This window comes from Gordonia sp. VNK1, from assembly GCF_040049135.1.
Lineage (GTDB): Bacteria > Actinomycetota > Actinomycetes > Mycobacteriales > Mycobacteriaceae > Gordonia > Gordonia oleivorans.
The window spans coordinates 58,927-80,370 of record NZ_JBDZDJ010000026.1; the positions used below are offsets into that span (position 1 = coordinate 58,927).

At 64.2% G+C, this 21,444-nt stretch carries 24 protein-coding genes; 14 read left to right on the top strand and 10 right to left on the bottom strand.

What is annotated here, in order from left to right; translation table 11 throughout:
• Nucleotides 1–76: 76 nt before the first annotated feature.
• Nucleotides 77–469, bottom strand: coding sequence for a VOC family protein (locus tag ABLE94_RS23140; protein ID WP_348806954.1), 393 nt, complete (start codon nt 467–469; stop codon nt 77–79).
• Between the two features lie 226 nt (nt 470–695).
• Here ABLE94_RS23140 and rpsF point away from each other — a divergent pair, with 226 nt between their 5' ends.
• The 4 genes from rpsF to rplI all read left to right on the top strand — a co-directional run bounded on the left by rpsF (nt 696) and on the right by rplI (nt 2,432).
• Entirely contained in the window at nt 696–977 is a 282-nt protein-coding gene (gene rpsF, locus ABLE94_RS23145) for a 30S ribosomal protein S6 (protein ID WP_348810031.1), read from the top strand.
• A gap of 167 nt (nt 978–1,144) precedes the next feature.
• Nucleotides 1,145–1,669: a single-stranded DNA-binding protein gene (locus tag ABLE94_RS23150; protein ID WP_348806956.1), complete on the top strand. Its 525-nt coding sequence runs from the start codon at nt 1,145–1,147 to the stop codon at nt 1,667–1,669.
• 28 nt (nt 1,670–1,697) lie between these two features.
• Nucleotides 1,698–1,958, top strand: a complete 261-nt coding sequence (rpsR, locus tag ABLE94_RS23155) for a 30S ribosomal protein S18 (protein WP_348806957.1) — start codon at nt 1,698–1,700, stop codon at nt 1,956–1,958.
• 21 nt (nt 1,959–1,979) lie between these two features.
• Complete coding sequence (gene rplI / locus ABLE94_RS23160; protein ID WP_348810032.1) at nt 1,980–2,432, top strand: 50S ribosomal protein L9; 453 nt, start codon at nt 1,980–1,982, stop codon at nt 2,430–2,432.
• Between the two features lie 451 nt (nt 2,433–2,883).
• Here rplI and ABLE94_RS23165 read toward each other — a convergent pair whose 3' ends face one another.
• Nucleotides 2,884–3,522 carry a TetR/AcrR family transcriptional regulator gene (locus ABLE94_RS23165; RefSeq protein WP_348810034.1) on the bottom strand — a complete coding sequence of 213 codons (639 nt, stop codon included), beginning with the start codon at nt 3,520–3,522 and terminating at the stop codon, nt 2,884–2,886.
• 181 nt (nt 3,523–3,703) lie between these two features.
• Between ABLE94_RS23165 and ABLE94_RS23170 the strand changes: the two genes are divergently transcribed.
• Complete coding sequence (locus tag ABLE94_RS23170; RefSeq protein WP_348810035.1) at nt 3,704–5,380, top strand: sulfatase family protein; 1,677 nt, start codon at nt 3,704–3,706, stop codon at nt 5,378–5,380.
• A 368-nt stretch (nt 5,381–5,748) separates the two neighbouring features.
• Here the strand turns inward: ABLE94_RS23170 and ABLE94_RS23175 are convergent, their stop codons facing one another.
• Nucleotides 5,749–6,396, bottom strand: a complete 648-nt coding sequence (locus ABLE94_RS23175) for a hypothetical protein (protein ID WP_348810036.1) — start codon at nt 6,394–6,396, stop codon at nt 5,749–5,751.
• A gap of 517 nt (nt 6,397–6,913) precedes the next feature.
• On the opposite strand from ABLE94_RS23175, the gene ABLE94_RS23180 reads away from it, so the two are divergent.
• A complete protein-coding gene (locus ABLE94_RS23180) occupies nt 6,914–10,432 on the top strand; it encodes a replicative DNA helicase (RefSeq protein WP_348810037.1) in 3,519 nt (1,172 codons plus the stop codon).
• A gap of 32 nt (nt 10,433–10,464) precedes the next feature.
• Here ABLE94_RS23180 and ABLE94_RS23185 read toward each other — a convergent pair whose 3' ends face one another.
• On the bottom strand, nt 10,465–10,878 hold the full coding sequence (locus ABLE94_RS23185; RefSeq protein ID WP_348810038.1) for a PIN domain nuclease: 414 nt from the start codon (nt 10,876–10,878) through the stop codon (nt 10,465–10,467).
• Nucleotides 10,869–11,063, bottom strand: a complete 195-nt coding sequence (locus ABLE94_RS23190; RefSeq protein WP_348810039.1) for a hypothetical protein — start codon at nt 11,061–11,063, stop codon at nt 10,869–10,871. Before ABLE94_RS23190 ends, ABLE94_RS23185 begins: the two co-directional genes overlap by 10 nt.
• 286 nt (nt 11,064–11,349) lie before the next feature.
• Between ABLE94_RS23190 and ABLE94_RS23195 the strand changes: the two genes are divergently transcribed.
• Nucleotides 11,350–12,258: a hypothetical protein gene (locus ABLE94_RS23195; RefSeq protein ID WP_348810041.1), complete on the top strand. Its 909-nt coding sequence runs from the start codon at nt 11,350–11,352 to the stop codon at nt 12,256–12,258.
• A complete protein-coding gene (locus ABLE94_RS23200; RefSeq protein ID WP_348810042.1) occupies nt 12,248–13,018 on the top strand; it encodes a hypothetical protein in 771 nt (256 codons plus the stop codon). The genes ABLE94_RS23195 and ABLE94_RS23200 overlap by 11 nt, the downstream gene beginning before the upstream one ends.
• Before the next feature lie 29 nt (nt 13,019–13,047).
• On the opposite strand, the gene ABLE94_RS23205 is transcribed toward ABLE94_RS23200, so the two are convergent.
• The 3 genes from ABLE94_RS23205 to ABLE94_RS23215 are packed head-to-tail and all read right to left on the bottom strand — an operon-like array spanning nt 13,048 to nt 14,604.
• Complete coding sequence (locus ABLE94_RS23205) at nt 13,048–13,692, bottom strand: hemerythrin domain-containing protein (protein WP_348810043.1); 645 nt, start codon at nt 13,690–13,692, stop codon at nt 13,048–13,050.
• Between the two features lie 14 nt (nt 13,693–13,706).
• Entirely contained in the window at nt 13,707–14,183 is a 477-nt protein-coding gene (locus ABLE94_RS23210; protein WP_348810044.1) for a luciferase domain-containing protein, read from the bottom strand.
• 1 nt (nt 14,184) lies between these two features.
• Nucleotides 14,185–14,604: a VOC family protein gene (locus ABLE94_RS23215; RefSeq protein WP_348810045.1), complete on the bottom strand. Its 420-nt coding sequence runs from the start codon at nt 14,602–14,604 to the stop codon at nt 14,185–14,187.
• 102 nt (nt 14,605–14,706) lie between these two features.
• On the opposite strand from ABLE94_RS23215, the gene ABLE94_RS23220 reads away from it, so the two are divergent.
• Entirely contained in the window at nt 14,707–15,354 is a 648-nt protein-coding gene (locus ABLE94_RS23220) for a TetR/AcrR family transcriptional regulator (RefSeq protein ID WP_348810046.1), read from the top strand.
• Nucleotides 15,355–15,389: 35 nt separating this feature from the next.
• On the opposite strand, the gene ABLE94_RS23225 is transcribed toward ABLE94_RS23220, so the two are convergent.
• Together ABLE94_RS23225 and ABLE94_RS23230 are read right to left on the bottom strand one after the other, a co-directional pair.
• On the bottom strand, nt 15,390–15,635 hold the full coding sequence (locus ABLE94_RS23225) for a hypothetical protein (RefSeq protein WP_348810047.1): 246 nt from the start codon (nt 15,633–15,635) through the stop codon (nt 15,390–15,392).
• Nucleotides 15,632–15,928 carry a DUF6247 family protein gene (locus tag ABLE94_RS23230; RefSeq protein WP_348810048.1) on the bottom strand — a complete coding sequence of 99 codons (297 nt, stop codon included), beginning with the start codon at nt 15,926–15,928 and terminating at the stop codon, nt 15,632–15,634. Before ABLE94_RS23230 ends, ABLE94_RS23225 begins: the two co-directional genes overlap by 4 nt.
• Nucleotides 15,929–16,450: 522 nt before the next feature.
• Here ABLE94_RS23230 and ABLE94_RS23235 point away from each other — a divergent pair.
• The 5 genes from ABLE94_RS23235 to ABLE94_RS23255 all read left to right on the top strand — a co-directional run bounded on the left by ABLE94_RS23235 (nt 16,451) and on the right by ABLE94_RS23255 (nt 21,205).
• On the top strand, nt 16,451–16,597 hold the full coding sequence (locus ABLE94_RS23235) for a hypothetical protein (RefSeq protein WP_348810049.1): 147 nt from the start codon (nt 16,451–16,453) through the stop codon (nt 16,595–16,597).
• 594 nt (nt 16,598–17,191) lie between these two features.
• The gene (locus ABLE94_RS23240; RefSeq protein ID WP_348810050.1) at nt 17,192–17,473 is read left to right on the top strand and encodes a hypothetical protein; all 282 of its coding nucleotides are present in this window, start codon (nt 17,192–17,194) and stop codon (nt 17,471–17,473) included.
• 221 nt (nt 17,474–17,694) lie between these two features.
• On the top strand, nt 17,695–19,320 hold the full coding sequence (locus tag ABLE94_RS23245; protein ID WP_348810051.1) for a GMC oxidoreductase: 1,626 nt from the start codon (nt 17,695–17,697) through the stop codon (nt 19,318–19,320).
• The gene (locus ABLE94_RS23250; RefSeq protein ID WP_348810052.1) at nt 19,317–19,751 is read left to right on the top strand and encodes a TIGR03668 family PPOX class F420-dependent oxidoreductase; all 435 of its coding nucleotides are present in this window, start codon (nt 19,317–19,319) and stop codon (nt 19,749–19,751) included. The genes ABLE94_RS23245 and ABLE94_RS23250 overlap by 4 nt, the downstream gene beginning before the upstream one ends.
• A complete protein-coding gene (locus tag ABLE94_RS23255; RefSeq protein ID WP_348810053.1) occupies nt 19,748–21,205 on the top strand; it encodes a glycosyltransferase family 39 protein in 1,458 nt (485 codons plus the stop codon). Before ABLE94_RS23250 ends, ABLE94_RS23255 begins: the two co-directional genes overlap by 4 nt.
• Nucleotides 21,206–21,444 lie beyond the last annotated feature (239 nt).

Below are 21,444 nucleotides of genomic sequence, written 5' to 3' on the forward strand. Positions count from 1 at the left end.
CGCGGCGCGGCGTCCCGAGCCACGGTCGGCAACGGTGATCGGCGTCACCATCGCCCACCGGGGCGTCACGGAGCCGTCACTGCGCAGGCGCCGCGGGCGTGGCGACGGGGGTGAAGAAGTTGACCAGATTACCGTCGGGGTCGCGGAACAGCAGCGAACGATTACCCCACGGCATGGTCGTCGGCTCGTTCACGAAATGGTCGACGACCTGCGTCAATGTCGGGTAGAGGGCGTCGACGTCGTCGACGTGGAAGTCGAGCATCACCGAACGATTGACGCCGGCCTCGACGACGTTCTCGCCGAGGAGTGGTGCCGTCGACGACGACGCGATCGCGAGGGTTCCGCCCGACGTCACGAACTCGGCGAACAATGGATGCAGACGATTCGCGGCGACTCCGGTGACCTTCTCGTAGAACGCGACGAGGCCCTCGACGTCGTCGGTGATGATGCGGGTTGCGGCGAGATGCATGGATGTCTCCCAGGGACTCGGGTGGTTGCGTGCCGGGCTTACGGTGCCCCCGATCGAGGTCAGCCACGGTCCGCAATGAACCGGCGAGCCTGTTCGCGGTGCGGTGTGGATGACGATTTCGCTGGTCAGGGGTGATGCGTGTATCTTGGAGGGGTTGCCGACGCAGGCGACCCTCCTGCCGTGGACAGTCCGCGGCCGATGAGCCCATAGGAGGTGATGTGGTCACATGCGTCATTACGAATTGATGGTCATCCTCGACCCGAGTCTCGACGAGCGCACCGTTGCTCCGTCTCTGGACACGTTCCTGAACGTGGTCCGCAAGGACGGCGGCAAGGTCGACAACGTCGACATCTGGGGCAAGCGTCGTCTTGCCTACGAGATCGCCAAGCACAGCGAGGGCATCTACGCGGTCATCGACCTCAACGCCGAACCGCAGACCGTGAGCGAGCTCGATCGTCAGCTGAAGCTGAACGAATCGGTGCTGCGCACCAAGGTTCTCCGGAAGTAGTCCACAGACTTCTTTCCGATGTGCCGAGTTAGTCGGTGCCGGACCCTAGGGTGAACACCTGAAGGCAGTCGCGAGCCGATCGCGACGATAAGAGTCCGGTGCATATCGATCAACGAGTGCCCAACCACGACCAAAACGAGTGCCCAACCACGACCAAGGGGAGACACATGGCAGGCGACACCGTCATCACCGTTGTAGGCAATCTGACCGCGGATCCGGAATTGCGATTCACGCCCGCGGGAGCAGCGGTGGCCAGTTTCACGGTGGCCTCCACTCCGCGGACCTTCGACCGTCAGAGCAACGAGTGGAAGGACGGCGAAGCGCTGTTCCTGCGTTGCAGCATCTGGCGCGATGCCGCGGAGAATGTCACCGAAAGCCTGACCAAGGGCACCCGGGTCATCGTGCAGGGACGTCTGAAGCAGCGGTCGTATGAGACCCGCGAAGGCGAGAAGCGCACGGTTGTGGAACTCGATGTCGAGGAGATCGGTCCCTCACTGAAGTTCGCCACCGCACGGGTCAATCGGGCCTCACGCGGTGGATCGTCCGGCGGTGGTTTCGGTTCCTCCGGTGGCGGCGCAAGCCGTGGCGGCGGATCGGGATCGTCGGCGCCCGAGGATCCGTGGGGCAGTGCCCCCGCGAGCGGGTCCTCGTTCGGCGGCGGCAGTGCAGCGGACGACGAACCACCTTTCTGAAATTTTTTGACTGGAGCATCACTTACACATGGCTAAAGCAAAAGGCGCCCGGAAGGTGCGCGTCGAAAAGGTCACCAAGACCAAGGCGTGCTCCTTCTGCAAGGACAAGAACACCAACAACATCGACTACAAGGACACCGCGCTGCTGCGTCGCTTCCTGTCCGACCGCGGCAAGATCCGTTCGCGTCGCGTGACCGGAAACTGCGTCCAGCACCAGCGTGACGTCGCGGTGGCCGTGAAGAACTCGCGTGAAGTGGCTCTGCTGCCCTTCACCTCGACCAGCCGATAAGCCGAAGGGAGAGAACACAACATGAAGCTCATCCTGACTGCTGCTGTGGAGAATCTCGGCGAGGCCGGCGATTCCGTCGAGGTCAAGGACGGTTACGGCCGTAACTACCTGCTGCCCCGCGGCCTGGCCATCAAGGCCACCCGTGGCGCCGAGAAGCAGGTTGCCGACATCCGTCGTGTCCAGGCCGTCCGCGAGGTCCGCGGCCTCGAGCACGCCAACGAGATCAAGCAGGCTCTGGAGAACCTGACCGACGTCTCGCTGACCGTGAAGACCCACGACTCGGGCAAGCTGTTCGGTTCGGTCACCGCCGCCGACGTGGCCGGTGCCATCCGCACCGCCGGCGGCCCGGCCGTCGACAAGCGCAACGTGGAACTGCCGAAGGCCCACATCAAGGCCACCGGCACCTACCCGATCGTGGTGAACCTGCACCCCGACGTCACCGCCAGCGTGCAGCTGGCCGTCGTCACCGGCTGATCGGTTCGACGCACACCTGATCACAGCCCGTCACACGCGAAAGCGTGTGGCGGGCTGTGGCGTTTCGAACGTCCCACCCGCTGGTTGAGTAGCCTCGTCCGAGCGAAGCGAGGCCGCGGCGTATCGAAACCTCCGCGCGCCGAGGCTGGTACTCACCCCCGGGTCTTCTCGTCGGCACTCACGATCTCGATCCGCCCTACCCGCTGGTTGAGTAGCCTCGTCCGAGCGAAGCGAGGCCGCGGCGTATCGAAACCTCCGCGCGCCGAGGCTGGTACTCACCCCCGGGTCTTCTCGTCGGCACTCACGATCTCGATCCGCCCCACCCGCTGGTTGAGTAGCCTCGAGGCTCCGCGCGCTGACGCTGGAACGTCCCTACCCGCTGGTTGAGTAGCCTCGTCCGAGCGAAGCGAGGCCGCGGCGTATCGAAACCTCCGCGCGCCGAGGCCGGTACTCACCCCCGCGCCTTCTCATCCGCACCCACGATCTCGATCGCCGCAGTGAACACCAGCCGCGCGTGCAACTCCATCAGACGCGTGAAATCGACCGCATCGCCACCGATCTCGCGCGCGACGAACAGCCCGTCCGCACCGGCGATCGCATACGTGGCGATCAGCGTCACGCTCTCGTCACTCAACTCGGGTCCCGCGTCACGCACCAACGCGGCGAACCGTTCGACGGTCAGCGCTCTCCGGTCAAGGTAGATGTCGCGTCCGAGTGGCTGCTTCTCGCGTTTCTGCAACGCGAGTTTGAGACCCAGCCGCAGAAAGTCGGGACTTCGGATGAGGGCGCTGGCAACGTGTCGGCCGATCTCCTGCGCCCGTTCCCGGGCCCCCGTTTCGGGCAGGTCGATGGTGGTCAGCCAGCGCTCGTAGCTGCGCTCGATGACCGCGGCGATGAGGTCGTCCTTGTCGGCGAACTGCCAGTAGATCGACGTGGGCGGTAGTCCGGCGCGTTTGCTGACCAGCGCGATCGTCGTGCCGTCGTAGCCGAGTTCCGAGGCGACCTCGGTGGCTGCGTCGAGGATCACCTCCCTCGGATTGCGTGCGGGACGGCGGCGTCGACGGGCGGTCGGCTCGCGCGACTGCGTCATGGAATCGGTCGCCTCCTTGACGTCCGGGGACATGAAACCGGTCCGCCGGTGGCATCTGGCGGACCGGCATAACTGTACGCGGCCGCACATGGACTGTAGTGATCCGTCCAATTACTGTATGAGTCACTACAGAGACTGTACGATTCACTACAACGGTTCCCCGCCCCCGAAAGGTCGCCCTATGAGTACGTCACACGGCGCAACGAATCCCCGCGTGATGCCGCCGGCGTCGGATCAGCACAACATCGTGTTCGTCTTCACCGACCAGGAGCGGTACTTCGAGCAGTGGCCCGACGGCATGTCGTTGCCCGGGCGGGAGCGAATGATGAACGAGGGTGTGAACTTTCGTCGTCACTACGCCTCGGCGACGATGTGCACGAGTTCGCGGGCCGTCATGCTCACCGGCTTGCAGACGGCCGACAACAAGATGTTCGACAACACCGACCTGCCCTTCGTCGCGCCGATGAGCTATGACCTGCCGACGATCGGTGACATGCTGCGGTCCGGCGGCTACTACACCGCCTACAAGGGTAAGTGGCATCTCAACGCCGCCTTCGACGTCAAAGAACCCGAGCATCTGTTCACCAAGGAGATGAACGACTACGGATTCTCCGACTTCGTCTGGCCAGGCGACGTGGTCGCCGGAACGTTGGGCGGGTACAACTTCGACACCGTCATCGGTGGCACGGCGGTGGCCTGGCTGCGCAACAAGGGCCGGCCGATGGCCGACGAGCAACGCCCGTGGGCACTGTTCGTCTCCCTCGTGAACCCGCACGACATCATGTACTTCGACACCGATGAGCCCGGTCAACCGGTCCAGGACACCGGTGATCTGCTTTTCAAGGCGTCGCCCGCGCCGGCGAACTCCTTCTACGACAAGACCTGGGGCGCCCCGATCCCGACGAGCCTGTCCCAACCGTTCGACGAGCCCGGCCGGCCGTCGGCGCACGGCGAGTTCGATCGTGCCTGGGGCTACGCGCTCGGCAGAATCCCCGCGGAAGAGGCACGTTGGCAACGCTTTTCGGACTTCTACCTCAACTCCATCCGTAGCGTGGACACGCAGTTGGAGATGCTACTGCGTGAACTGGACAACCTCGGCTTGTCCGAGAACACGATCGTGGTGTTCACCTCCGATCACGGCGAAATGGGTGGTGCGCATGGCCTTCGGGGCAAGGGTCCGTTCGCCTACGAGGAGGGCATCCACCTCCCGATGCACATCCGGCATCCCGACGTCCGCGGCGGACAGACCCTCGACGCGCTCACCAGCCACATCGACCTGGTGCCGTCACTGCTGTCCATGGCGGGCGTATCCGGGACCGACGCAAGCCAATTCGCGGGACGAGACCTTCCAGGCTACGACTTCTCCAATGCGTTGGGCAATCTGACTGCGGCACCACTTCATTCGGTGCGAGACTCACTGTTGTTCACCTACAGTGGTATCGCCACCAACGACGCCGAGACCATCGGCTTCGTCGCCAAGGTCAAGTCGGAGGGAGGAAACCCGTTGACGGCCATGGCCGAAGCGGGCCGCACACCGGATTTGATGAAGCGCGGAAGCCTGCGCACGATGTTCGACGGACGATACAAGTTCACCCGCTACTTCTCACCCATGCAGCGCAACAGTCCCGTCACCATCGACGACCTGTACCGGTTCAACGACGTCGAACTCTACGACCTCGAAACCGACCCGAACGAGATGACCAATCTCGCCGTGGTGCCCGGTGAGCATGAGGACCTGGTGATGCAGATGAGCGACAAGCTCGAGGAGAACATCAGGCGTGAAATCGGCGTCGACGACGGCCGCGAGATGCCGCACATGCCCAGCATCGAATGGCACCTGGAGATGATCGACCTGTAGAGGGGGGTGCTCCGGCCGGTCGAGTGGCCCCGGCTGTCACCTTCCGCTGCCCGTCGTCGCTTTCCCTCAGGCTGAGCTGGGTCAGCCATCATTTCCCGTAGGTTGCGTAAACTCGTTTCCCGCTGGTGGACTTGCGGCCACCTCCCGCTGGTCGAGTAGCCTCATTCCCGCTGGTTAGGTCGGTCACCTCCCGCTGGTTGAGTAGCCTCGACCGAGCGAAGCGAGGCCGCGGCGTATCGAAACCACGTCACCCGACGTTGGAACGCCCCGCCCGCCGGTCGAGTGCTGCGAGCTTGCGAGCAGTGTATCGAGACCACGCAAGACGAAAGGCAAACCAGCCCAACGCCTTACTGCAAACCAACAGCCGCCTAAGGCAACTGGCTCGATCCCCGCAACCGAGGCGGCAGATACTGCGGCGCCGGATTACTGCTGTGTCCCTTGCTATCCCAGGCGGGCCAGTAGAACTTGTGCCAACCGGGGGTGAAAATCAGTGCGCGACCACCGGTTCGGCAGGCCACCTCGTCGGCGCGTGGCACGGTGCAGGTGACTCCGGCTGCGGTGAGGCTCTGTCCCACCCGCAGCAGCGGCGGGCGGAACCCGCTGTTCGGTCCGAACTTGTAGCTCGGGGTGTACAGGAAACCGGTGCGTACCCACCACGGTCCCTGCTGGTCGGCGGTGATCGCGGCACCGAGCGTCTTGGCATCGGGGGTCGGTGCGGGAGCCGTCGCGGGCGCGCCCTGACAGCCGACGTAGCGCATCTTCGGCCCGATCTGGCAGTTCCACCGGCCGGTGGTGAAGAACGTCCGTCCGTTGTCGCTGTAGGCCAGCGACTGGAACGGTCCGGGATTGACCGGCGTGTAGAGACTCAGGTTGAACTCGGCGGGCAGGGGTGGCGCGGCGTGCGCGGGTGCCGCGGTCAGTGCGGGTCCGCCGACAGCCACCGCGGCAGCGGCAGCGACGACGGCGACCGCGCGCGACAGCTTGCCGAACCTGCGAATCGTGGACACGGCGTTCATTGCACCACAGTGCGCCGAGCGGGAGGGCCGATTCCGGCACCTGTCCACAGCGCACGTCGTGGCATTGGCCACTCCAAGGTCTGGTCAACCCGCTCTCACATACTGTTCACGTGGTCGTAAACGCGAGGTGGTTGTGTTGCCGCGCAACACGCCCGGTATCGAGAATCAAGCGACACGCCGTGGCAGCGGAAAACTCGTCTCTGTGGAATTCGTGCACATCCTCTGACCTGGTGATTGTCAGCAAACGGCGCCCAAACTCCTGATTTTGTCCACAAGTGCTGCACAGGCATCCGCAGGTGTACCCCAAACCGTCCACAATTGGTGCACAGGTTGGTCCACAGGGCCGTTTGAGTCGCGGCTGGACAGCTCCTAAGGTCTGCTCTCAGGTGTTCTCCGGGGCCGCGATGATGTCGGGCGGGCGGCGATTCTGTCGGTGGTGCCAGGTAGTGAATATCTCGGAAGACAACAGCGGCCGGTTCAGCGAGATCGGCCCGATGTGTGTGAGAGGTAGGCGTCGGTGGCGGTAGTCGATGATCGGGGGCACGGCGCATCGCGTGAATCCAACCGCGGTGGCGGTGGCGGCTTCGACGATGCGATCCCCGCCGAGGAGTTCGGCCGGCAACCCCCGCAGGACCTCGCCGCCGAACAGTCCGTTCTCGGCGGCATGATGCTGTCCAAGGACGCCATCGCCGACGTCGTGGAGAAGCTGCGGACCCAGGACTTCTACCGTCCCAACCATCAGGCCGTCTACGAGGCGATCCTGGAGCTCTACGGCAAGGGGGAGCCCGCCGACGCCGTGACCGTGTCCGCGGAACTCGAGCGGGCCGGTGAGTTGCGTCGTGTCGGTGGGGCGCCGTATCTGCACACCCTCATCTCGACGGTGCCGACCGCCGCGAACGCCGGCTACTACGCCGAGATCGTCGCCGAGAAGGCGATCCTGCGGCGCCTCGTCGAGGCCGGTACCCGCATCGTGCAGTTCGGCTATTCCGGCGCCGACGGCCAGGACGTCGCCGAGGTGGTTGACCGCGCGCAGGCCGAGGTCTACGAGGTCACCGAGCGCCGCACCGCCGAAGACTACGTCCCGCTCGAAGAGCTTCTGCAGCCGACGATGGACGAGATCGATTCGATCGCCTCGCGCGGTGGCCTGTCCCTCGGCGTGCCCACCGGCTTCGCCGATCTCGACAAACTCACCAACGGACTACATCCCGGGCAGATGATCATCGTCGCCGCGCGTCCCGGTGTCGGAAAGGCACTCGCGCTCGACACCCCGCTGCCCACACCCGCCGGCTGGACGACGATGGGCCGGGTCGCCGTCGGCGATGAGCTGCTCGACGCGCACGGTCGACCGACCCGCGTGGTCGCCGCGACCGAGGTGATGACCGAACGACCCTGTTTCGAGGTCGAGTTCTCCGACGGCAACGTCGTCGTGGCTGACGCACAGCACCAGTGGGTGGTCGACATCGACGACGCCACCCAGGTGATCACCACCGAGGACCTGCAGGGCCACGCCGGAAGCGCCATCATCCGTAACACCAAGCCATTAGAGTTGCCGCGCAAGCGGTTTGCGTACGGTCCCTACACTGTCGCGGCGCTGGCGGGCATGGCGTTCGACGACCCCGAGATCGGTATGCGCATCGACGCCGAGGGTGACGTCGATGTGATGACGCTGATGGCCGATCTCGGCGGCCGTGTGCCGCACGAGTACCTCCGAGGCTCGATCGCCCAACGGCGGGCCCTGCTCGCCGGACTGCTCGACGCACGCGCCAGCGTCGACGAGGACGGCTGGATCACCGTGCCCGCCGCCACGCGGCACATGAGTGCTGTCGTCGCCGATCTCGTTGCCGGACTGGGCTATACGTATCGGCGGTCGGCCACCGGCTGGCTGCGTGTCGACGCCGACGACGACGTCTTCACCGTTCACCACAAAGCGGTGCGGCACAAGGAACTTCGACGCCGCGCCGGTGTCCGGCGGGTGGTCGCGGTCCGTCCGGTCGACAGTGTGCCGGTGCGTTGCGTACAGGTCGACAACGACGATCATCTCTACCTCGCCGGTGAGGCGATGGTGCCGACGCACAACTCCACCCTCGCCATGGACTTCCTGCGCTCGTGCTCGATCCACCACGGCATGACCGGGGCGATGTTCTCGCTGGAAATGAGCAAGACCGAGATCGTCATGCGTCTGCTGTCGGCGGAGGCGAAGGTGAAACTCGGTGACATGCGCGGTGGTTCGATGACCGACGACGACTGGACCCGCCTCGCCCGTCGCATGGGTGAGATCTCCGAGTCGCCGCTGTTCATCGACGACTCACCGAACCTCACGATGATGGAGATCCGCGCCAAGGCGCGTCGACTCAAACAGCGCAACGACCTCAAACTCGTTGTGGTGGACTACATGCAGCTGATGACCTCGGGTAAGAAGGTCGAATCCCGACAGCAGGAGGTCTCCGAGTTCTCCCGCCAATTGAAGCTGCTCGCAAAGGAACTCGAGGTTCCGGTGGTCGCGATCTCCCAGCTGAACCGTGGACCCGAGCAGCGTACCGATAAGAAGCCGCAGGTGTCGGATCTGCGTGAGTCGGGTTGCCTGCCCGCCTCGACGCGCATTCTCCGCGCGGACAACGGAGCCGAGGTCACGCTCGGCGAGCTTCTGGAATCCGGCGAACAACCGCTCGTGTGGTCGCTCGACGAGCGTATGCGTATGGTTGCGCGCCCGATGGTCAAGGTGTTCCCCAGCGGGCGCAAAGAAGTGTTCCGGGTGCGCATGGCCTCGGGCAGGGTCGTCGAGGCCACCGGTAACCATCCGTTCCTGACGGTGGATGGGTGGATTCCGTTGGACCAGCTTGCTGCCGAAGACCGTGTCGCAGCGCCCCGGTGGGTTCCAGAGCCTCGACACTCTGACGTCATGCCGGAACCGGAGCTCATCCTACTTGCACACATGATTGGCGATGGATCGTGCGTCAAGCGCCAGCCCATTCGATACGCGAGTATCGACGAAGAGAACCTGTCGGCAGTTGCAGATGCCGCTGCGTATTTCGGGGTAACAGCTGTTCGCGACGAGTATGCGGCGGCGAGGGTGACGACGCTGCGACTTCCCGCGCCGTATCGCCTGACACATGGGAAGCGGAATCCGATCGCCGCGTGGCTCGACAGCCTTGGGCTGTTCGGTCTTCGCAGTTACGAGAAGTTCGTTCCTCGAGAAGTGTTTTCACTTACCAACGATCAGGTCGCCTTGTTCCTCAACCACTTGTGGTCAACATACGGCTCGGTGCGGTGGGACGAGAAGGCTGGTCAAGCTAGGGTCTATTACGCGACGACGTCACGCCGCCTTGCAGATGACGTCAGTCAGCTCCTCATTCGATTCGGTATCTACACGCGCGTGGTCCGCACCGAGAAGTCCGGCTACCGCGAATGCTGGCATGTGACGATTACCGGAGTCGACAATCAAACGGCATTCCTGGCCAAGATTGGCGTTCACGGTGCTAGGGGGCTTCAAGCTAAGGCTGCGCTCAAGCGACTGGAATCGGTTGAAGCCAACACCAACGCGGATACAGTGCCGAAGGCGGTGTGGACAGAGGTGCGAAGCTTGTTGAAGGACAAGGGAATGACGCATCGTGAGTTCGCTGCGGCTTTGGGTTCTCGGTTCTGCGGCTCAACGATGTGGAAGCACTCTCCCAGCCGTGCGCGCCTCGCGCGGGTCGCGGCGGTTCTCGACAGCGCGAACATCGAGATGCTCGCGACTAACGATGTCTACTGGGACAGGATTGTTGAAATCAAGAGTGTCGGTGAGCAGGACGTATTCGACGGTACTGTTCCCGGAACGCACAACTTTATCGCCGATGGAATCGCTGTTCACAACAGTCTCGAGCAGGACGCAGATATGGTGATTCTCCTTCACCGACCCGACGCTTTTGAACGCGACGACCCTCGTGCCGGTGAGGCCGATATCATCGTCGGTAAGCATCGTAATGGTCCGACAGCCACGATAACCGTTGCGCACCAACTGCATTTGTCGAAGTTTGTGGATATGGCGCGGGGGTAGCTGCGAGAGAATGTGAGACGACTGGCGGGGAGCTACTCGATGCTCCCTGCAGGCACAATCCACTGACAAGATTGTCCGGTAACCGAGGCTATCAGGTCGAAGTCGGCGTCGTAATGCAGAACAGCGATTCCCAGTTCTTCAGCTGCGGCAGCGATGAGCAGGTCCGGTATCTTGCGCCCCCGCTGGCTGCGGGTAGCGAGCAGCCGCTGGACCTGTAATGCTCGATTCACATGAGCGGCAGTCGTTTCCAGTGCCTCGAACGCATCGAGGGCTCCGACCAGTAGGTCCCATTCGGCGGCATTGCGGGCTGAGTAGCCAACTTCGAGGTCGCAGATGCGGGCACGACCGAGTTGTCCACTGTAGGCCAGCGGTTCGAGGGAGGCTCGGACCGCCGGATGTCCGAGCCGTTTCACCACGCTGGTGTCGAGGACGAAGCTCAGCGCCACGCGTCGGAGCGATCGTCGAGGTCGGCGTTCGCGAGCACGTCCATGGCTGCCGTGATCCGGCGTCCGCGACCGGTGGTCGCTCGGCGCAGTGCCTCGTTGACTGTGTCTTTGATTGTGCTGGTGCCCAACTCGGCACGCGCAGCGCCCAGCGTGTCGTCGTCGATGTCGATCAGGTGCTTGGCCATCGTGCAAGTATATACTCTTGACCTTGCGTATATACGGATCGACGTGACTAACGTAGGGTTCGAGCGCGAGGCGGGGAGGGTCTGCATGGTGGAAGTCGCGCACATCAGGGCAGGGAGCTTCACCTATATCCCCAGGACCGACGGATTGTCGATGTCCTTCGAGAATCTGTTGCGGAGGGCTGGAACCCTGACCATCATCCGAACAGCGGCCGATAACCTCGCCGTGTTGTCGACGGAAGGCTGTGACAACGAAATGATCTGCTGCACAGCCTGGCACGGTTGATTCATGCACCGCGAATGGCGAGTCGAGGTAGTCGACGACTGGGTGTCCGACGCTGACGGTGCCCAGCTTCGCACGGCCGATGAGCCATTGGGAACCAAGGAGAAGTTCTGGGTCCGAGCGCCGAATGGTGTGCGTTACCTGTTCAAGTACGCGCGCGTCAGGCAGGGGCGCACCATGGGTGAGGATTGGGTCGAGTGGGCTGTTCACGAGTTGGCCACATTGCTTTCGGTCCCTACGGCAACTGCCATCCCAGCAGTTCACAACGGCCGCAGAGGTGTTCTCTCGCACTCCGTGCTTGCAGCAGATGATCGCTTGATCCACGGCAACGAGTTGCTCGCGCGCGCGGACCCGGCGTACGACTCTCAAGCAGAGCGTGAGAACCCCGGTTACACGGTGCAGACCGTACGTGTCGCCCTGGAAGACATCGGTGCGCCGATCGCATGCCGGTCACCGATAACGACCGCGTTCGAGGCGTGGGCCGGATACCTGATGCTCGACGCGTGGGTCGCCGGTCGCGATCGGCACCACGAGAACTGGGCCGTGATCGAACACGTCGGACAATTGAATCTCTCGCCATCCTTCGACCACGGCAATGCGCTCGGATTCCAGGAACCGGAGTCGAAGCTCAGTGAGCTGGCCGACAACGATGACCTGCTGGCGCGATGGGCGCGACGCGGTCGCAGCCATCACTTCGGCGGCAGACCAAGCCTCGTTCACCTTGCGGTCGCAGCGCTGGACCTCGTCAATGACGAAGTACGTGAGTACTGGCTGGGTAAGCTCGCTGACCTCGATGACCACGACATCACATCGGTGTTCGCGGGCATTTCGCCTGAGTACTTGTCGGAGGAGGGGCGTACCTTCAGGGTGAAACTGCTCCACCTCAATCGGGAAGGGATCCTCCATGGTGACTGATGGGCTCACCCGTGTGGCGCCGGTCGCCGACGCCGAGGTGTCCCGCTGCCTGTTCTTGATTTGGCAGAATCCCGAGTCGCGCAAGTTCATCCGCGTTGGGAGTCTGTACGAACTCGTCGACGGGCGCTTCGCCTTCGCCTACACCGACGATGCCGTCGCTGCTGAGGACTTCTATCCGCTCACCCAGTTCCCCGATCTCGATCGCATCTATGTGTCCACCGGTCTGCCTGCGTTCTTTGTGAATCGGTTGATGTCGCGCAAACGGGAGTCGTTTTCCGGATATCTGCGCTCTCTGGGGATCGACTCACCGGAGCTCGACACCCCGATGGAATTGCTGGCCCGCACCGGCGGACCTCGCGAGACCGATACCTTTCACCTCGTCGACGATTTCGTGGCAGATGCTCACGGTCTGGTGACCAGTCGTTTCCTCGCCTCGGGTGTGCGTCACCTCGACCCCGAGGGCGCGCGCCTGGCAACCCTCGACGACGGGGATCGGCTCCAACTGTGTTCGAACCGCAACAACCCGAAGAACGAGCGGGCGCAGTTGATCTGCATCGGCACCGGGGAGCCGGTGGGCTATGTTCCCGACTGGCTGCTCGCCGACCTCGAGGACTTGCAGGCTCGGTCGAGCGAGCTCACCGTCATCGCAGAGCGAGTCAGCCCGCACGCGCAGCCGCACTTGCGTCTGCTCTGCCGCGTCGAAGCCCGGGTGTCGGTCGACCGGCTCGGGAGTACCGACTCCGAGGTTCGCCGCATCTAGGTTCTGGCAGACCCGGCCGAAGTCGGCAATCACACCCAGATCGGCGCGATCTCACGGCGATACCTGCGTCCGCCCACCGCATTGGCGACGAACACGACGGGATCGGGGATCTGCTTGCGCAGACCACGGCGATCGTTGTCGTCGGCGCCGTCCTGCAACCACGCGATGAGTTGGCCGAGGCGGCCGAGTTCGGACTTGATGACTGTCTTGGTGGCCGCCTTCATCTCTGGGGTCTCCTGGTAGCGCGCGGAGATCGGTTCGAGATCGCGTTCCTCGTGGGCGAGGTGGTTGAGCAGGACGTCGCTGAGGTGTCCCACTGCCACACGTGCCTTCTGGGCGGATTCCGGGGTCGCGGCCGAAGCGAAGTCCTGCATGCTGCGATCAGCCCTGTCGAGGGCGGCGCGCATCGCGTCGTGTTCGCCGTCCAGTTCCTCGACCATGGCCAGGTCGGGGCACAGCTTCTGCAGGACGGGCCAGAAGATGTCCTCCTCGTAGGAGTGATGGTGGTGTAGTTCGGCCGCCAGCATGTCCCACGCAGCCGTGAGCTGCCGGGCGCGTTCGGGAGCGGTGGTGTCGAAGTCGCCCAGGGCGGTGTCGAACCTGGCCAGGGTGCGGCGGAAGGCCGCGTGGATGACGGTGTTCATGGTCTGGTGAGTGGTGTTGACGGTGGTCATGATTACCCCGCAGATTATTCGGATAAGTATGTGCCAGTGGTGAATTGGTAGGAAGACCGGACGAGGTCGAGGAGGATGTCGGCTTCGTGGTCATCACGCGGTGCGTAGAGCATCACCAGGGTCGGTGGCACCTGGCCGGACGCGACCAGCAGGTGAGGCTCGGCCCATCCGGACTCCTGCGCGCGAAGCGCCAGGTCACGGGGAAGCGCGGCGTGAAAGCTGTAGTCGCCGTTGGCATGTCCGTGGGCGAACTCGCTTCCGGTGATGAATGATTCGGATGGGCCGGTCGCCAGTTGGGGTGCGAGCACCAACGCGCGTGCACCTTCGACGGAGATCTGGGATTCGGCCTCGGTCACACCTGGCCACGTCAACGCCGCGTCCAGGACCGCGTCCATCAGGCGCCGTGACTCCGGCTGCTGGTTGGTCTGGCTGTGCGGGATGGTGCTCGTCGTCGACGGCCGCGGTCCGGCCCGCCGGGTGAGGATGCGCACCTCACATTCCCGTCCAGATGATCTCGATCGGAATGCCGTCCGGGTCGTGGAGTTGCACCATCACCAGGGGCATCGGGTCGTCGGTCTCGTGGAGCGGCCCGTGTTCGACGCCGAGTTCGTCGAAGTGTGCCACCCAGGAGCGGACCTCGTCCCCCGACGACGCCGCGAGGGCGAGATGGTCGAGCCCGGTACGGCGTGCGTCGAAGAACTGCCGGTCGGCTTCGTGGTGATGGTCGAGGCCGAGAAAGAAGGTGGTGCCCGGCCGCGTCATGACGACCGCGTAACCCGTGTCGTTGTCATGCTTTTCGACGAACGCGCGAACGAGTCCGAGTGTCTGGCCGTACCACGCCTCGCTGGCGTCGACGTCGCGCACGGTGATGCCGAGGTGGTGGAATCCGAGCAGTTCAGGGGTGGTGGACATGGTGGTCTCCTCGGGGCCGAAGTCACTGGAACGTTATGGTGTAATGTGATTCCAGTAACACGGACACTAGAATGTCGTTACACCGTTGTCAAGGGAGGACCGATGACCGCCGAAACGCGGGGCAGGCGCCCATCCGCGAAGGCCGAGCAGGCGATGGCCACTCGCGTGCGGATCGTCGACGCTGCGACCGAACTGTTTGTCTCCGAAGGCTTCCTCACGACCACGATGTCGGGAATCGCGAAGCACGCCGGCGTCGCCGTGCAGACGCTGTACCTGTCGTTCGGCAGCAAGGCGTCGATTCTGAAGGCGGTGTTCGACGCGGCGCTGGCCGGCGGCGACAACGCCGACGGCATCCTGGAGCAAGAATGGTTTCAGGCGGTCATCGACGAACCGGACGGCCCCACGGCGTTGCGACTTTTCTGCGCGAACGCAAGCGAGGTCATCGGCCGCGCTTCGCTCGTGTTCAACGTGATACGGATGGCCGGAGCCGACCCCAAGGTGGCGGAGTTGCTGGCCGAGAACAGACAGTTGCGACTGGGCGGCTACCGACTGATCCGCGACGCGCTCGTCACCCGCCCCGGCTACTCACCGACGCTCGATCCCGATGTCGCGCTGGGCATCATGTTCGCCGTGGTCAGCGAGGATACCTACCTGATGCTCGTCCACGAGTACGGCTGGTCGCATGAGCGCTGGACCGAATGGATCACTGAAACCATTGTGTCACAGCTGTTTCCGAAGGAGAACTCCTAGTCAGGTGCCAGCAGCAGTTGCCGCGCGGCGAGAGGCTACAGGGCGTATACGCGCAGTACCACGACGCGAACAGTGTCGTCATTGATGATGTAGACCACGAAGCCGGTCCCGTTTGCGAAATCTGTGCTCCATTGGTCCGCCAACTGGTCGTAGCGGCCGACTCCTTTGGGGTCGCTGAGGACCTGCTCGAACTTCGCATCAAAGGAGGCGCGTGCTGAGGGGGTGAGAGCGTCGTACTGGCTGCGCGGCACCTCGGTCCATACCGGGGTGTACAGCGTCATCGTCGTTGTGTCCAGTGCCCGTTCTCGAGAGTGAAGGTTCCGGCGAGGTCCCCCGCGCCGGCCTTCTCTGCAGCGTCTCGCTGGTCCGCGGGGATCGGGTTCAGGCGTAGGTGTGCGATGCCCCACCAGTGGGTGAGGACGCGTTCGATACGGCTGGTATCGAAATCGCCACCGGCTTCAGCGAGTGCGGCGTGGAACTCGGCCTCGAAATCGGGAAGCTCGTCAGGAGATGCTGCTTTGAGCGCCGCACGGATTGCGGGGCCTGTCTTGTCGACCTGTGTGTACGTGGTCACGGAGGTGATTCTACGGGGACGCAGACCCTCGGATGGTTGAGCAAACAGACGCTGGGGACAACGAGTGACCACGCCGGTTCGAGATGGCCATGCCACGTCGGGGAAGCGGTGTCCCGGCGCGGACCAACGGCGTGGGCGGTGAATGGCGAACGGCGGCCAGCAGAGTCACAGTGGTGTGTGCCGACTTGTCGGGCCCGGGTATCCAGGAGGGCCGTGTCAGATCGGCGCCGGCCGCTACCGTTACGAGCGTTCCGCGGAACGCTCCGCCTACCGCACCGCCCTGCTCCAAGACGCGGTGCCCCTCGGGCCGATGACGAGTCGGTGAGTACCGCAGGATCGGAAGCGCCCGATCGACCACGCAGGCCGAGAAACAATCTGCTAAACGTCAAGCGTGTTCACTATCGGAATAGCAGAGCTGAGTCATCGCGGATCAGAACTGGTCAGGATGGTGGAGCAGGCCGGCGCCGAGTTCGATCTGACCAGACAGGGCCGCGACACCGGCGTGTTGTCAGGTGCCGTTGGGTGATGCTGATTCACCTCGACACCAATGTCCTCAAAAAAGGGTTGCCGGCCGGAGCGGTGCTCGCAGACGACGACGACACCCAGGTCAGCTCCATCGTGTACGCGGAGTTCTTGGAAGGGCTCAACAGTTCCGATGCCGGCTCGTAATCTCCACACAGAAACAACAATCGCGAATCGATGCGCTGCACCACGGTGGCCGGGGCTGCGTGCCCGTCGACGCAGAGCGGAACCCGAGCAGGCACCTGACGACATGAACCTGCCATCACACGACGAGATCACCCGCTTCGATCAGCGAACACGCCGGTACTTCCTCGCCGCCCGGGTGATCTCCGCCGTCTTCGTGGTGTGTGGCGGCATCGCCATGGTGGCCCCACTTGTCGTGGGGGAACCCGAGGCATTGATCGTGGGAGTATCGATCTTCGTCCTGGGTGCCGCCATGCTTCTGCTCGCCATCGGAAGGTCCGATGCCGCTATGTCACCGGTCTTCTTCTCCGTAACCCAAGGGGGTACCTGGTGGAACGGGCTGAAAGTCATTGCGCACCTGTGTGCTTTCGTTTATGCCGCGTTTGCCTGGGTGACGTTCGCCGCCCCACCGCGGTCCGCTGATTCGTCCAGTCTCCAGACGATGACCGTCGGTGCGATCTACGCAATCATCGCCCTGGTCTCGCTGGTGGCCGCGATCCTGGTGGACTGCAACTACTTCCGCCGACCGGCATCGAGGTGTCGGCTCGGGGTGTCACCGTGCAATACTTCCGTCGGCGGCTCTACCTCCCGATGTCTGACATCGGCAAGGTCACCCTGTTCCCGCAGGGTGCCGGGGAGATCCACATCTTTCCCGCAGATGATCGTCTGATCCAGCGCGAGGTCGGCGGCTACTTCACCCCGTCAGCCAAGGACCCGACCATCCCCATCTACGTCCTCCGCAACGGTGTCACCGCCCGGCAGCTGATTGAGAACCTCACTCGCTTCGCTTGGACAGCAACGACTCCCGACGACAGCAGCGAATCAACGAACCTGACATGACGAGCCGTGCTGCCGGTGATCGACGCGACCCGTCGAGCGGCGGTTCACCCGCAGTGCCGTCATCACGCGACCGCCGACACGTCATCACGTGTAAGGTCGGCCACAACGACTGAGCCGGGACGCCTCGGAGTGCGCGGATATGCATCTCCCTGGCGTGTAGAGGACCCGGCGACGGGAGAGTTATGGACCGGCGTTCCTTCTTGAAGCTGTCGGGTGCAGCCATGGCAACGACGGCCGTGTCCGGTGTCGGGCTTTCGGCCGCGGGTCGAGCAACGGCGCTCCCACCGCGCTATGGCACCTACGAACGGATCGTCCCCGAGATCTTCCGTCCCGCTCCCGTACCTCGTCACCACTCGGAAGCGATCGTGATCGGCAGCGGCTTCGGTGGTGCGGTCAGCGCGCTGCGTTTGGCCGAATCCGGTATCCAGACAACAGTTCTCGAGCGAGGATCGCGCTGGCCGCACGATCCGCGGCGGGCGATCTTCGGCTTCGACGGACGCATGATGTGGCATGTGCATCGGTCCATCGCCGAGGGGGCACTGGATTCGACGCTGGCCGGTCCCGCGTACACGCAAACCCTCGCGTCGGCGGCCGTGATCGACGATTTCGGTGGGATCTTCGAGTTCAGCTGGCACCGCAACGCCGCGATCCTCTGCGGGGCGGCGGTGGGAGGTGGATCGGTGGTCTACCTGGGAATCACCGTTGCCTCCGAACGTATCCCCTTCGACGAGGTCTTCGCCGGAACCGTCGACTACGACGAGATGGTGCGGGTCTGGTATCCGAAGGCACTTGCCGGGTTGGCGGCTTCCGTTATGCCCGAGGAGGTGTACCGGGACAGGGCTTTTCGCAATCATCGCGACTTCGTGGGTCTGGCCACCAGAGCCGGATATCGACCCCGCGCGGTGGCGGGCAACTGGCGCTGGAACGTGGTGCGCGACGAGATCGCCGGACGCGCCGTACCCATGGCGACCACCGGAGCCATCGCGAACTCCAATGGATCCCTGAACTCCCTGGACTTCAGCTACCTCCGGCGCGCCGAGGCCACCGGCAACGCGACCATCCATCCCCGCCACCAGGTCAACGGAATTCACGTCGAACGCTCCGGCCGCTACGTCCTCGACGTCGACTACGTCAGTCCCTACGGCGACATCCTCGCCCGGCGCACACTCACCACCGATCGACTGGTCGTCGCCGCCGGCTGTTTGGGGACCAATCGACTCCTGGTGGCCGCCCGAGACACCGGAGCGCTGCCAAATCTCAACGAACACATCGGAACCGGGTGGGGTAACAACGGTGCCGGCACCATCGAGGTCGAGATCGGCGGCGCCCGCACCCCCCAGCCGTCGATCGGTGGGCAGGGCTTCTTCGACACCGACGGCCCGTACGCCCGGGCCGTGGTCAATGGCACCGCCTCGCAAGGTCCGCTGGATGCGCTGACCGCTGCGACGAGTGAGTCGGTCATCAAGATGGGTATCACGTCGGTCGACCACTCGCGCGGCGCCTTCACCTATCGCCGCGATACCGGCCGGGTGATCCTCGACTGGCCGGCCGCGGGCCACACCGACGTCGTCGCCAACTGCCTGCGCATCGGTCGTCGTCTGGCCGAAAGATCGAACCTACCGGTGAATGGTGTTGTCTACGAACGTGACACCACCTGGGCCCACTGCATGGGAGGCGCGACGCTGGGTACCGCCTGCGATGAGTACGGCCGCGTCAAGGGCTACCGCAACCTCTACGTCAATGACGGCGCGATGATGCCCGGATCGGCGGGAGCATCCAACCCGTCGTTGACGATCACCGCGGTGGCCGAACGCAACATGGCCGCCATCATCGCGGCGGGTGGATGATGCCGGCGCTCAACCTGATGCGAGAACGCTTCGCCCACGCACGAATTGGCCGACTGGCGACGGTCACGCCCACCGGCGCGGCGCATGTGGTGCCATTCGTGTTCGCGCTCTCCGACGAGACAATCTATAGCTGCGTTGACCACAAACCCAAACGCACCAACAGGTTACGACGACTGATCAACATCGAGGCGAACCCTGCGGTATCGATCCTGGTGGATCACTACTCCGACACCTGGGACGAGCTGTGGTGGGTCCGCGTCGATGGGATCGCAAGTGTCATCGACGCCCAGGATCCGCAGGGTGCGCACGGCATCGATGTGCTCGCCGAGAAGTATCCGCAGTACCGCGATCGACGGCCCACCGGACCCGTGGTGATCGTTCGCGATCTGAGCTGGCATTCGTGGTCGGCGCGCGACGAGTTCTCGACGTGACCGCGGCCCTCGAGCGTTTCGCCCGCGGTCCGGTGGCCGCGGCCGCCGTCGCGCAGGCCGTCGTGCTGACCATCAGCTCCTTCGGTTACGACTATCAGCGCGACGAGCTGTACTACCGGATGCTCCGACCCGCTTGGGGTTACGTCGATCAACCTCCGCTGACGCCGGCCATCGCGCGGATGACCCTGCACGTGGCCGACGCCCAGTGGGCGCTGCGCATCCCCGCGACGCTGGCATCGGCGCTCTCGGTGGTCGTCCTGGCGATGATCACCTGGCGGCTGGGTGGCGGACGGGTCGCCCAGACGCTGGCCGCGTGGGGGTATGCCACCGCAATGATGCCGCTGATGCTCGGCCACGTCCTGTTCACCTCGACCATCGACCTGCTGCTGATCCTGCTGGTGGTGTACGCCCTGCTGGTGGCGGTGCAAGGTCGCCCCCATTGGTTCTTGGTGGCCGGTCTGATCGCGGGGGTGACCACCTACAACCGGTGGCTGGTCGTGATCGTGGTCGGCGGTCTGATCCTCGGTCTACTCCTGCTGGGGCCGCGGCGGGCGTTCCGAACACCGTGGCCCTACGTCGGCGGCGTCGTCGCGGTGATCGTGGGCCTGCCGAATCTGCTCTACCAGGCGCACCACGGCTGGCCGCAACTCGAGATGGGTGCGGCACTCGGCGCGGAGAACGGCGCGAGCGTCCGCGGTGGTTTCGTGCTGATGCTGATCGTGATGCTCGGGCCGCCATTGGTGGCGGTCTGGGGCACCGGAGTCGTCTGGCTACTGCGCTCGGACCGACGCCACGTCGACGGCTGGCTCGTGGTCGGATGCGCCGTCCTGTTGGTGTTCACCTTCATCGGCGGTGCGCAGCCGCACTATCCGGTGCACCTATTGTCGGTGATGTACGCCGCCGGATGCGTGCCCGTGGCAGCGTGGTTGTCGGGCAACCGATTCCGACGGCGATTGCTGATCCCCGTCGTCGCCATCAATGCGGCGGTGTCGATCGTGTTGGCGTTGCCGGTGATCCCGCTGCGAACTGTCGGTCGCACCCCGGTGGTCGACGCCGGGCCATTGGTGGCCGACCAGATCGGATGGTCGCAGTACGTGGCGCAGATCGCCGGGATCTACCAGGGTCTGCCGGCACCGCGGCCGCCGATCCTGGCCTCGAACTACGGGGAGGCCGGAGCACTCGCCCGCTACGGTCCCGCGTACGGTCTGCCCGAGCCGTACTCCGGGCACAACGCGCTCTACGACCAGCGTGCCCTCCCCGAAGACACCGACGCCGTCCTCGTCATCGGCGGTCAAGTACGCAGGGCTACACATCTTTTCGGCTCGTGCACCACGCTCGGGACCCTCGACAACGGGCTCGGCGTTGACAACGAGGAGCAGGGGCAGCCCGTCGCACGCTGCGACGATCCGCATGACCCGCAACTTTTGTGGCCGGCGCTACGACACCTGGACTGACGTCGTGGCATCGCTGGTCGGGGAAGCGTTCAGCAGCCCCAGAGAACCCAGCAGAATATATTCTGCGCGTTACGGCCGCGAAACGAAGGTCTAACAGCGGCGTCAACCCACCGGCTTAGTACTACAGCCGTAGATCGGGTTTATTGTTGTTGTGACCTGCGGTTTTGGTGGCATTGTTGGGCGCGTTTCTGGTGACGTCGGCGCCACAGGGTCCAGTCGAGGATGCGGTCGACGGCGTG

Excerpts from the sequence above, each read along its gene's own strand:
- ABLE94_RS23140 (WP_348806954.1), bottom strand. The coding sequence starts at position 469 with ATGCATCTCGCCGCAACCCGCATCATCACCGACGACGTCGAGGGCCTC.
- rpsF (WP_348810031.1), top strand. The coding sequence starts at position 696 with ATGCGTCATTACGAATTGATGGTCATCCTCGACCCGAGTCTCGACGAG.
- ABLE94_RS23150 (WP_348806956.1), top strand. The coding sequence starts at position 1,145 with ATGGCAGGCGACACCGTCATCACCGTTGTAGGCAATCTGACCGCGGAT.
- rpsR (WP_348806957.1), top strand. The coding sequence starts at position 1,698 with ATGGCTAAAGCAAAAGGCGCCCGGAAGGTGCGCGTCGAAAAGGTCACC.
- rplI (WP_348810032.1), top strand. The coding sequence starts at position 1,980 with ATGAAGCTCATCCTGACTGCTGCTGTGGAGAATCTCGGCGAGGCCGGC.
- ABLE94_RS23165 (WP_348810034.1), bottom strand. The coding sequence starts at position 3,522 with ATGACGCAGTCGCGCGAGCCGACCGCCCGTCGACGCCGCCGTCCCGCA.
- ABLE94_RS23170 (WP_348810035.1), top strand. The coding sequence starts at position 3,704 with ATGAGTACGTCACACGGCGCAACGAATCCCCGCGTGATGCCGCCGGCG.
- ABLE94_RS23175 (WP_348810036.1), bottom strand. The coding sequence starts at position 6,396 with ATGAACGCCGTGTCCACGATTCGCAGGTTCGGCAAGCTGTCGCGCGCG.
- ABLE94_RS23190 (WP_348810039.1), bottom strand. The coding sequence starts at position 11,063 with ATGGCCAAGCACCTGATCGACATCGACGACGACACGCTGGGCGCTGCG.
- ABLE94_RS23195 (WP_348810041.1), top strand. The coding sequence starts at position 11,350 with ATGCACCGCGAATGGCGAGTCGAGGTAGTCGACGACTGGGTGTCCGAC.
- ABLE94_RS23200 (WP_348810042.1), top strand. The coding sequence starts at position 12,248 with ATGGTGACTGATGGGCTCACCCGTGTGGCGCCGGTCGCCGACGCCGAG.
- ABLE94_RS23205 (WP_348810043.1), bottom strand. The coding sequence starts at position 13,692 with ATGACCACCGTCAACACCACTCACCAGACCATGAACACCGTCATCCAC.
- ABLE94_RS23215 (WP_348810045.1), bottom strand. The coding sequence starts at position 14,604 with ATGTCCACCACCCCTGAACTGCTCGGATTCCACCACCTCGGCATCACC.
- ABLE94_RS23220 (WP_348810046.1), top strand. The coding sequence starts at position 14,707 with ATGACCGCCGAAACGCGGGGCAGGCGCCCATCCGCGAAGGCCGAGCAG.
- ABLE94_RS23225 (WP_348810047.1), bottom strand. The coding sequence starts at position 15,635 with ATGACGCTGTACACCCCGGTATGGACCGAGGTGCCGCGCAGCCAGTAC.
- ABLE94_RS23245 (WP_348810051.1), top strand. The coding sequence starts at position 17,695 with ATGGCAACGACGGCCGTGTCCGGTGTCGGGCTTTCGGCCGCGGGTCGA.
- ABLE94_RS23250 (WP_348810052.1), top strand. The coding sequence starts at position 19,317 with ATGATGCCGGCGCTCAACCTGATGCGAGAACGCTTCGCCCACGCACGA.